This window comes from uncultured Roseovarius sp. (genome assembly GCF_913057115.1).
GTDB lineage: Bacteria > Pseudomonadota > Alphaproteobacteria > Rhodobacterales > Rhodobacteraceae > Roseovarius.
Map to the genome: position 1 here is coordinate 52,704 of NZ_CAJXNN010000021.1, position 9,840 is coordinate 62,543.

9 protein-coding genes are annotated in these 9,840 nt (G+C 61.8%); 6 read left to right on the forward strand and 3 right to left on the reverse strand.

Features of this window, described 5'->3' with window-relative positions; translation table 11 throughout:
• The first annotated feature begins 88 nt into the window (after window positions 1-88).
• The 5 genes from QZ498_RS10445 (at window position 89) to QZ498_RS10465 (ending at window position 5,976) form a co-directional block, all read left to right on the forward strand.
• On the forward strand, window positions 89-364 hold the full coding sequence (locus QZ498_RS10445) for a DUF1153 domain-containing protein (RefSeq protein ID WP_294621984.1): 276 nt from the start codon (window positions 89-91) through the stop codon (window positions 362-364).
• Window positions 365-475: 111 nt separating this feature from the next.
• Entirely contained in the window at window positions 476-1,192 is a 717-nt protein-coding gene (gene ctrA, locus QZ498_RS10450) for a response regulator transcription factor CtrA (protein WP_294621985.1), read from the forward strand.
• A 315-nt stretch (window positions 1,193-1,507) separates the two neighbouring features.
• Complete coding sequence (gene ligA / locus QZ498_RS10455) at window positions 1,508-3,631, forward strand: NAD-dependent DNA ligase LigA (RefSeq protein WP_294621987.1); 2,124 nt, start codon at window positions 1,508-1,510, stop codon at window positions 3,629-3,631.
• A complete protein-coding gene (gene recG / locus QZ498_RS10460) occupies window positions 3,628-5,718 on the forward strand; it encodes an ATP-dependent DNA helicase RecG (RefSeq protein WP_294621989.1) in 2,091 nt (696 codons plus the stop codon). The genes ligA and recG overlap by 4 nt, the downstream gene beginning before the upstream one ends.
• A 135-nt stretch (window positions 5,719-5,853) precedes the next feature.
• The gene (locus tag QZ498_RS10465) at window positions 5,854-5,976 is read left to right on the forward strand and encodes a hypothetical protein (RefSeq protein WP_294621991.1); all 123 of its coding nucleotides are present in this window, start codon (window positions 5,854-5,856) and stop codon (window positions 5,974-5,976) included.
• A gap of 198 nt (window positions 5,977-6,174) precedes the next feature.
• Here the strand turns inward: QZ498_RS10465 and QZ498_RS10470 are convergent, their stop codons facing one another.
• Window positions 6,175-6,630 (reverse strand): iron-sulfur cluster assembly scaffold protein, encoded by a 456-nt coding sequence (locus QZ498_RS10470; RefSeq protein ID WP_294621992.1) that lies wholly within the window; start codon window positions 6,628-6,630, stop codon window positions 6,175-6,177.
• Window positions 6,631-6,697: 67 nt separating this feature from the next.
• Between QZ498_RS10470 and hisI the strand changes: the two genes are divergently transcribed.
• Window positions 6,698-7,060 (forward strand): phosphoribosyl-AMP cyclohydrolase, encoded by a 363-nt coding sequence (hisI, locus tag QZ498_RS10475; RefSeq protein ID WP_294621993.1) that lies wholly within the window; start codon window positions 6,698-6,700, stop codon window positions 7,058-7,060.
• A 63-nt stretch (window positions 7,061-7,123) separates the two neighbouring features.
• Here hisI and QZ498_RS10480 read toward each other — a convergent pair whose 3' ends face one another.
• Together QZ498_RS10480 and QZ498_RS10485 are read right to left on the reverse strand one after the other, a co-directional pair.
• Complete coding sequence (locus tag QZ498_RS10480) at window positions 7,124-7,981, reverse strand: universal stress protein (RefSeq protein WP_294621994.1); 858 nt, start codon at window positions 7,979-7,981, stop codon at window positions 7,124-7,126.
• A 14-nt stretch (window positions 7,982-7,995) separates the two neighbouring features.
• Window positions 7,996-9,486 (reverse strand): SulP family inorganic anion transporter, encoded by a 1,491-nt coding sequence (locus QZ498_RS10485; protein ID WP_294621996.1) that lies wholly within the window; start codon window positions 9,484-9,486, stop codon window positions 7,996-7,998.
• Window positions 9,487-9,840: the final 354 nt, after the last annotated feature.

A 9,840-nucleotide genomic window follows, 5' to 3' on the forward strand; every position in this document is an offset into this window, starting at 1 on the left:
ATCCTATGCACTCTCAAGGTGCGGTTTCACCCTGCTTTAAGCAGATTGTCGGCAGGGTGTGGCCTGTATCCTTGTTGAGGTGAGTGTCATGTATCTCAAGAAAGTCGATGGGCCAAGGGCGGTGACCCTGCCGGATGGAACCGTGATGAGCGCGGCGGACCTGCCGCCGCCCGAGACATGCCGGTGGGTGGTGTCGCGCAAGCTGGCCGTCGTGCGCGGTGTTGCGCATGGGTTGATCAGCGAGGCGGAGGCGCTGAGCCGTTACGGGTTGAGTGAGGAGGAATTCCACGAATGGGTTCAAGCCCTTATGCGGGATGGCGCAGAGGGTTTGAAGGCAACCAGCGGGCGTAAGACCAAGAATTGAGTGGACAACCTAAGGGAGAGTACATAATTTGTTCTTCAGCGGTAACCTGTAGTTAACCAATATTGGCCATGGTCGGTCATGACAGACAACAACCAAAGCGGAGAACCCCTTATGCGTGTGCTGCTGGTGGAAGACGACCCCACAACGTCGAAAAGCATCGAACTGATGCTGACCCATGCCAACCTTAACGTCTATACCACGGACCTTGGGGAAGAAGGGGTCGACCTTGCGAAGCTCTATGATTATGACCTGATCCTTCTGGATCTTGGCCTGCCGGATATGCCGGGGCATGAGGTGCTGCGCCAACTTCGGTTGGCGCGGATCGAGACGCCAATCCTGATCCTGAGCGGGGCGGATGATACCGAAAGCAAGATCAAGGGGTTTGGCTTCGGGGCAGATGATTACCTGACCAAGCCGTTCCACCGCGAAGAGCTCGTGGCGCGTATCCATGCGATCATCCGCCGCTCCAAGGGGCATTCGCAATCGGTCATTCGCACCGGCAAGATCAACGTCAATCTGGATGCCAAGACCGTGGATGTCGATGGCAAGACCGTGCATCTGACCGGTAAGGAATACCAGATGCTGGAACTGCTTTCACTGCGCAAAGGCACGACCCTGACCAAGGAGATGTTCCTCAACCATCTTTATGGCGGTATGGATGAGCCGGAGTTGAAGATCATTGATGTCTTCATCTGCAAGCTGCGCAAGAAACTGTCTGAGGCGACGGGCGGGGACAGCTATATCGAAACGGTCTGGGGGCGCGGCTATGTCCTGCGTGATCCGGAGCCGAGTGAATTGGGCGATCAACCATTGGCCATTGGCGCGTAACCCCCCCCGCCTCTGGGCCTTGGTCCGGTCATGATCCCCCAGATGTGACCGGGCCGAAAACGAAGGCGCGCTGCCGGCAACGGTGGTGCGCCTTTTTTTGGGGGGCACCGGGACGCTTCGAACCGGCGACCCAAGGTTGGGGCGTGCTCATCACGGGTGCCTCCTTGGACTTGTCATGGTCGCTGTGCCGGTATTTGAAAAGCGACCCGTGGGCAGTGTCTTCTGCAAGGGGAGGCTGGACCTCTGCCGCGCTGCGGCCTAACACTTTGACCTGTAGAAGCGGGCTGTGCAGGCCGGGAAGAACAGGGGGCGTGGATGACTGGCGACGTGGCGGTGGAAAGCCTGAGCGAGGCGGAGGCGAAGGCCGAGTTGCAGCGGCTGGCCAAGGCGATTGCCCGCGCCGATGCGGCCTATCACACGCATGACGCGCCCGAGATTTCGGATGCTGACTATGACGCGCTGAAGGCGCGCAACGCGGCGATCGAGGCGCGGTTCCCTCATTTGAAGCGGGCCGATAGCCCTAGTGAGAAAGTGGGCGCGGCCCCGGCGGAGGGCTTTGCCAAGGTCACGCACGCAGTGCGGATGTTGAGCCTTGGCAATGCCTTTGACGACGAGGACATTGGAGATTTCGATGAGCGTATCCGGCGGTATTTGGGGATGGGTGCCGATGCGGCGCTGAATTACACCAGCGAGCCGAAGATTGACGGGCTGAGCCTGTCGTTGCGCTATGAGCAGGGGCGCTTGGTGCAGGCGGCGACACGCGGCGACGGCGCGGTGGGTGAGAATGTCACCGCAAATGCCCGAACCATCGACGATATCCCCGAGCGGCTGGAGGGGGCGCCCGATATTCTGGAGGTGCGCGGCGAGGTTTACATGAGCCACGCTGATTTCGAGGCGCTGAACGCGCGGCAGTCTGAGCGTGGGGGCAAGACCTTTGCCAACCCGCGCAATGCCGCGGCCGGAAGCCTGCGGCAATTGGATTCGCGGATCACCAAGGAGCGCCCGTTGAGGTTTTTCGCCTATGCCTGGGGTGAGGTGAGCGCGCCCTTGGGCGACACGCAAATGGGCGCGATTGAGCGGCTGGAGGCGCTGGGCTTTGTGACCAACCCGCTGACCGCGCTGTGCGATGGGCCGGGCGAGATGCTGGCGCATTATGCCAAGATCGAGCAGATGCGCAGCGAGTTGGGCTATGACATCGACGGGGTGGTTTACAAGGTCAATGACCTTGCCCTGCAAAAGCGGCTGGGCTTTCGCAGTACGACGCCGCGATGGGCAATTGCGCATAAGTTCCCGGCGGAACTGGCTTGGACCCGGTTGGAGGGGATCGACATTCAGGTGGGGCGCACCGGCGCGCTGTCGCCGGTCGCGCGGTTGCATCCTGTCACGGTGGGCGGTGTGGTGGTCAGCAACGCCACCCTGCATAACGAGGATTACATTGCGGGCCGCGATGCCAAGGGCAATGAAATTCGCGGCGGCAAGGATATTCGCGTGGGCGATTGGGTGCAGGTCTACCGCGCCGGTGATGTGATCCCGAAGGTGGCGGATGTGGACCTGTCGAAGCGGCCCGAGGGGGCGGAGCCCTATGCCTTTCCGCAGGCGTGCCCCGAGTGCGGCAGCGATGCGATCCGCGAAGAGGGCGATGCAGTGCGCCGCTGTACTGGCGGCCTGATTTGTCCGGCACAGGCAGTGGAGAAGCTCAAGCATTTTGTCAGCCGCGCGGCCTTTGACATCGAAGGGCTGGGGGCAAAGCAGGTGGAGCAGTTTTACCTTGATGGCTGGATCAAGGAACCGGCGGATATTTTCACTTTGAAAGAGCGCTATGGGCCGGGGTGCCTGACGCAGTTGAAGAACCGCGAAGGCTGGGGCGAGAAGAGCGCCGAGAAGCTGTTTGAGGCGATTGATGCGCGGCGCGAGATTGCCCTTGGCCGGGTGATTTTCGCGCTGGGTATTCGCCATGTGGGCGAGCAGGTGAGCAATATGCTGGCCCGGTTTTATGGCACTTGGGAGGATTTCATCGCCGCCATGGATGGCGCGGCCGGGATGGCAGGGCCGGAATGGGAGCGGCTTTTGGGCATTGATGGTGTGGGCGAGGTTTTGGCGCAGAGCCTTGTGACCACCTTCGCCCAAGACCATGAGCGTGAGAGCATTGACCGGCTGGTGGCGCATCTGGAGATCGAGGCGGCGGAGCGGCCCGATACCGAGGGCAGCCCCGTGGCGGGCAAGACGGTGGTGTTCACTGGCAGCTTGGAAAAGATGACGCGGGCCGAGGCCAAGGCGCGGGCGGAATCGCTGGGCGCGAAGGTGTCGGGATCGGTCAGCGCCAAGACCGATTTGGTGGTCGCAGGCCCCGGCGCGGGCAGCAAGGCCAAGAAGGCCGAGGATCTGGGCGTTGAGATGATCGACGAAGACGGCTGGCTAGAACTGATCGGGGATGCATGAGCGGGCGGCCTGAAATCCTGTTTCCGCTTTTTGCGGGGATTGAAACGCTGGAGGGCGTGGGGCCGAAAAGCGCGCAGAACATGGCGGCGCTGGCGATCGAGAAGCCCCGCGATCTGCTGTTTACGCTGCCTTATTCGGGGGTGGATCGGCGCAAGCGCGACACGGTGCAGGGGGCCGAAATTCCCGGCGTTGTCACGGTGGAGGTGACGGTGGGCCGCCATACCGCGCCCCAGCGGCGGGGCGGGCCGTATCGGGTCTATGTGGAGGATGCGGCGACCGCTTTTCCCTTGGTGTTTTTCCACGCGAGGGATGAATATTTGCGGCGGATTTTGCCGACGGGGGCGCGGCGCGTGGTGTCGGGCAAGGTGGAACTGTTCGACGGGATGGCGCAGATGGTCCACCCCGAACATATCCTACCGCCCGAGGAGGCGGGGGATATTCCGGATTTTGAGCCGGTCTATCCGTTGACCGCTGGTGTGACGCAAAAGACGATGATGAAGGCGGCGGGGAGTGCTTTGGCCCGTGTGCCGGACCTGCCGGAATGGATTGATCCGGCACAGAAGGCGCAGGCCGGGTGGCCCGATTGGGCCGAGGCGGTGCGCGCGGCGCATACCCCGCAGGATATGGGCGATTTGAGCCCGGCGCACCCGGCGCGGGAGCGGTTGGCTTATGATGAGTTCATGGCGCATCAGATGACGCTGGCGCTGGCGCGGGCCAAGCTGCGCCGGGGTAAGGGGCGGGCGACCGTTGGCACGGGGGCCTTGCAGGCCAAGGTTTTAGAGGCTTTGCCCTATCAGTTGACCGGGGCGCAGACCCGCGCGATTGCCGAGATTGCCGAGGATATGGCCGAAGAGCGCCGGATGAACCGACTGCTTCAGGGTGATGTGGGGGCGGGCAAGACGCTCGTGGCCTTGAAGGCACTGCTTATTGCCGTGGAGGCCGGCGGGCAGGGAGTGATGATGGCCCCCACCGAAATTCTGGCGCGGCAGCATTTGCAGGGGCTGACGCCCTTGGCCGAGGCGGCGGGGGTGGTGATTGAAATTCTCACCGGCCGCGACAAGGGTGCGGAGCGGCGTGCGAAACTGGAGGCTTTGAAGCGCGGTGATATTCAGATCCTTGTCGGCACTCATGCGGTGTTTCAGAAGGATGTGGAGTTTGCCGATCTGCGGCTGGCCATCGTGGATGAGCAGCACCGTTTCGGTGTGCGGCAGCGGTTGGAACTGGGCAAGAAGGGCGCGCAGGCCGATGTGCTGGTGATGACGGCCACGCCCATTCCGCGCAGCCTGTCGTTGGCGCAATATGGCGATATGGATGTAAGCGTGCTGGACGAAAAACCGCCCGGGCGCAAACCGATCAAGACAGCTTTGGTCAACATGGCGCGGATGGACGAGGTGGTGGAGCACCTGCGCCGCGCGGTGTCCGAGGGGCGGCAGGCCTATTGGGTCTGCCCGCTGGTCGAGGAAAGCGAGGCGGTGGACCTGTCCAGCGCGGTGGACCGTTTCAAACGCCTGCGCGCGGCTTTGGGCGAGGGCGTGGTTGGCCTTGTGCACGGGCAAATGCCCCCCGATGAGAAAGACGCGGCCATGGCGGCCTTTCAGAAGGGCGAAACAAGCGTTCTGGTCTCGACTACGGTGATCGAGGTGGGGGTGGATGTGCCCAATGCGTCGATCATGGTGATCGAACGGGCCGAGCATTTTGGCCTTGCGCAGTTGCATCAGTTGCGTGGGCGTGTGGGGCGCGGCGAGGCGGAATCGACCTGTCTTTTGATGTACCAAGCGCCGCTGAGCGAGGGGGGCGAGAAGCGCCTGACCACCATGCGCGACACCGAGGACGGGTTTCGCATCGCCGAGGTGGACCTTGAAATGCGCGGCGCGGGCGATTTGATCGGCACCGCGCAATCGGGCCTGCCGCGATTCCGGGTGGCGGATATGGAAAGCCAATCGGCGCTGATGGCGGTGGCGCAATCGGATGCCCGGAAACTTCTGGCCGAGGATGCGGATTTGACCAGTGAGCGGGGGCAGGCGGCGCGTGTTCTGCTGTGGTTGATGGAACAGGATCAGGCGATCCGGCTGATTTCGGTGGGGTGAAGATTCGCCTTGTTTTTAAGGTGTTGATCCAGAAAATCCTTAAAAGTTCGCAAATGTTCTAAAAAAGTTCTTGCTTTTTGTTCTGCGAAATGAGAACAAAGTAGCAACTTAGGAACACGAGATAAGGAGGCCACCATGCTTCGCCAGATCAAGACAGCCGCCCAAAGCTCCTCCGAGACATTGCTTGGGGACTTCATTGGCGCCGCTGCCCTGATGGTGACGTTGGTTGCTGGCCTTTACATCCCGGGTTTCATCTGAGTTTCTGCCTGCGACGCTTCGCACCTGCCGCGCCTGCATCCTGTCCCCAACGTTGATGCGACGTGACATAGCCTGTCCCACTGTCCCGCCGGGTTGCCTCATATCCCCGGTTTTGCGGCAGGGCTTGTGAAGCCGAGCTTTTACTGCCGCCGCCGCTGGTTCAGCGCGCGGCGGTTTTTTTGTGCGTGATTGGTGGGGTCAGGCGCAGGAATGGGCGGCCTTGGCCTGTTCCATGGCCTCGACCGTTGCCTCGAGCGTGAGCAGGATGGAGGCATGGCGGTTCTTGTAGTCACGCGCGGGGCGCAGCACCTCTAGCCCGTCGAAGGGGGCGGGCGGCGTCGGGCCGTCGGATTTCAGCATCGCCTTGAGGGCGTCGCGGGCCTCGGTCACTTGGGGCAGCGTGCAGCCGATGATTGACCGGCCCACCACGCTCGCCGCGGCTTGCCCCAAAGCGCAGGCCTTCACCTCGGCGGCGTAATCCGTGATTTTCTCGCCATCGGTGATCAGGTCCACGGTGACCGTGGAGCCACAAAGCGGCGCGCGGCGTTTGACCGTGGCCTCGGGCGCATCCAGCCGCCCGTGGTGCGGGATATCGGCGGCCAGTTCGAGAATCCGGGCCGAGTAAAGCTTGATCAGGTCGGTTTCGCCGCTCATGGCTTTCCCTTTCGCGTGTCACCCCATAGATAGAGGCCAGATCGGCAGATGCAAAAGGTTTTCATCCATGAAATTCGATGTTTCGACACTAAAGTATGATGACAAGGGCCTTATTCCGGCGGTGGCGCAGGACCATGAAAGCGGTGAGGTGCTCATGGTGGCCTGGATGAATGCCGAGGCTGTGGAGCGGACGTTGGAGACCGGCAAGGTCACGTATTGGAGCCGGTCGCGGCAGGCCTTTTGGGTCAAGGGCGAGACCTCGGGGCACGTGCAGGAGTTGCAGGAATTGCGCGTGGATTGTGACCGCGATTGCCTTTTGCTGCTCATTCGGCAAGTTGGGCCGGCCTGCCATACCAACCGGCGGAGCTGTTTTTACACGGCGGTGCGGGATGGCGTGGAGGTTGAGATCATGACGCCGATGCTGGAGTGATCCATGCTGGGGGGGTGGACCCCCAGACCCCGGGAAAGCATTTCCGGAAAAACCTATTCCAGCTCAGCGCATGATGAGGACAGGCACCCGGCAGGAGCGGATCATCTCGGTTGTTGTAGAGCCGATGATGAGCGAGCGCACGCGGCTGTGGCCATAGGCACCCATGACAAGAAGCTCATGCTCTTCGCGCTGCGTGATCTTGGCCAGCACTTTTTCGGGCTCTCCCTGTTCCAGGATGATCTCGGCCTCGAAGCCACCGGCCTTGAGGGTGGCGGCGGCGGTGTCCAGCGCATTGCGGATGTCGGGCGTGTCTCGGCCTGCGAAGACCAGCGAGACCTGTAGGCCCGAAAACAGCGGGCTGCGCGAGATGTAGTCCACGGCCTTGAGCGAGGAGGGGCCGCCATCGAAGGCCACAAGCACGCGGCTTGCGGGCTTGAAGGCGCGGTTGGCGATGAAGACCGGCTTGTGGCTTGCCCGCACGATGCGTTCGAGGTTGGAGCCAAGGTGATCGGAGGCAAGGCCCGCCGCCTCGCCGCGCTTGCCGATGACGATCATATCGCCGGTGTCTTCCTTGGCGGTGATGGTTTCGATCAGGTCACCTTGGCGCAGGCGGGTTTCAACGGTGATCTCGCCGGTCTCAGTGATCAGCGCCTTGGCGTCTTCGAGGATGGCGCGGCCATGTTCATGGGCAAGTTTGGCACGTTCGGCGTCAAGCTCGGAGAGCTGTTCCAGAAGGCGCGTGCGCGCGCCCAAGCGGATGGCTCCCGAGAGGTCTTGTTTTTCCACCGCGTCGCGGCGGCCCATGACATGGTAGAGTTTCACCTTCCAGTCATTGCGCGCGGCGATCCATGCGGTGTGATGGCAGACGCTTTCCGCATAGGAAGAGCCATCGACGAGGGCGATCACGGTGTTGGTTGTCATTTTGTGGCTCTCCCTTAGTGGCCCAGCAGGTCTTCCATCGCGCCGGGCTTGTCGTGAATGGCAAGCTGGTCAACGATGGTTTCAGAGGCTTCGTTCATGCCGATCAACTCGACCTCGGCACCTTCACGGCGGAATTTCAGCACGGCCATGTCGACCGCCGCAACCGAGGAAATATCCCAGATATGCGCGCGGCTGAGGTCGAGGGTGACCTTGTCGGGCGCTTCCTTGAAGTCGAAGGCTTTCATGAAATCCTCGGAGGAGGCGAAAAACAGCTGCCCTTCGACGTGGTAGGTGCGGTGGGTTCCGTCCTCGGTGATTTCCGTGCGGACGCGGAACAGTTGTGCGATTTTCCAGGCAAAGAAGATGCCAGAGAGCAGCACGCCCACCAGAACGCCGATGGCGAGGTTATGGGTGTAGATCACGAAGAACACCGTGGCCAGCATGACGATCGACGAGGAGCGTGGGTGGTCGCGCAGGTTCTTGATCGAGGACCATGAGAAGGTGCCGATCGAGACCATGATCATGATCGCCACGAGGGCCGCCATGGGGATGATGCCGACGATATCGCCAAGACCCACGCAGAGGATCAGAAGGAAAATGCCCGCCACAAAGGTCGACAGCCGTCCGCGACCGCCAGATTTAACGTTGATGATCGACTGGCCGATCATGGCGCAACCGGCCATGCCGCCGATAAAGCCGGTGGCGGTGTTGGCAAGGCCCTGACCGATGCATTCCTGATTGCGGTCGGAGCTGGTGTCGGTGAGGTCATCGACGATCTGCTGGGTCATCAGGCTTTCCAGAAGGCCCACCACGGCCACGGCGATGGAGTAGGGCAGGATGATTTGCAACGTCTCGAAGGTGAGCGGGATATCGGGGATCAGGAACACCGGCAGGGTGTCGGGCAGTTGGCCCATATCGCCCACGGTCCGAACATCCCAGCCCATAACAACAACAAGCACGCTCAGTACGACGATAGTGACGAGCGGCGAGGGGACGGCGGTGGTGATCCGCGGGAAGAGGTAGATAATCGCCAGACCGCCCGCAACCAATACGTATGTCAGCATCGGAACCTTGGATGGGTCCAATTCGGGCAATTGGGCCATGAAAATCAGGATGGCCAGTGCGTTGACGAAACCTGTCATTACCGATTTCGACACAAACCGCATGACATAGCCCAGCCGCAAGAAGCCCGCGCCGATTTGCAAAAGCCCGGCCAGAACGGTGGCGGCCAACAAATATTGCAGCCCGTGGTCCTTGACCAGCGTCACCATCAGAACGGCGGTGGCTGCCGTGGCGGCCGAGATCATCCCGGGCCGCCCGCCGGTGATCGCGCAGATCACGGCAATCGAGAAGCTGGCGTAAAGCCCCACCTTGGGATCGACGCCCGCGATGATCGAAAAGGCAATCGCCTCGGGGATCAGGGCAAGGGCCACGACGAGGCCCGACAGAAGATCGCCGCGAATGTTATGCGTCCATTGGCGTTGGTATTGCGAAAGAGAGATCATGCAAAAGTCCGGTTGTCTGGGCCGCGCGCAGGGGCGGGCGGGTCATATTCGGCTGTATTGTCTGGCGGGATTTGACGGAGCGGGCCGTGGCGGCTTGCCCTTGGTGTCACCCGGGTGATGGCGTGGTTGCGGCCCCTGTATCGGCACTGGCGGGAAATGCCAAGGTGTGGGGGAGGGAATTGTCGGCAGGTGTGGCGCGGGCAAGGATTTTGCAAAATCCTTGGGCGCGCCCCCAATGGCAAACCGTCTTGGTGATTGTGGTGAATGACGGGTGTGCGCCCAAGGCCGCCATCAGGCGCAGTCCGGGCATCGTCCGACCTGGAGGGCGTTTGCAAGGATTGTGTGGGGCCTGAC

Coding starts and splice junctions, on each gene's coding strand:
- QZ498_RS10445 (WP_294621984.1), top strand. CDS start 89: ATGTATCTCAAGAAAGTCGATGGGCCAAGGGCGGTGACCCTGCCGGAT.
- ctrA (WP_294621985.1), top strand. CDS start 476: ATGCGTGTGCTGCTGGTGGAAGACGACCCCACAACGTCGAAAAGCATC.
- ligA (WP_294621987.1), top strand. CDS start 1,508: ATGACTGGCGACGTGGCGGTGGAAAGCCTGAGCGAGGCGGAGGCGAAG.
- recG (WP_294621989.1), top strand. CDS start 3,628: ATGAGCGGGCGGCCTGAAATCCTGTTTCCGCTTTTTGCGGGGATTGAA.
- QZ498_RS10465 (WP_294621991.1), top strand. CDS start 5,854: ATGCTTCGCCAGATCAAGACAGCCGCCCAAAGCTCCTCCGAGACATTG.
- QZ498_RS10470 (WP_294621992.1), bottom strand. CDS start 6,630: ATGAGCGGCGAAACCGACCTGATCAAGCTTTACTCGGCCCGGATTCTC.
- hisI (WP_294621993.1), top strand. CDS start 6,698: ATGAAATTCGATGTTTCGACACTAAAGTATGATGACAAGGGCCTTATT.
- QZ498_RS10480 (WP_294621994.1), bottom strand. CDS start 7,981: ATGACAACCAACACCGTGATCGCCCTCGTCGATGGCTCTTCCTATGCG.
- QZ498_RS10485 (WP_294621996.1), bottom strand. CDS start 9,486: ATGATCTCTCTTTCGCAATACCAACGCCAATGGACGCATAACATTCGC.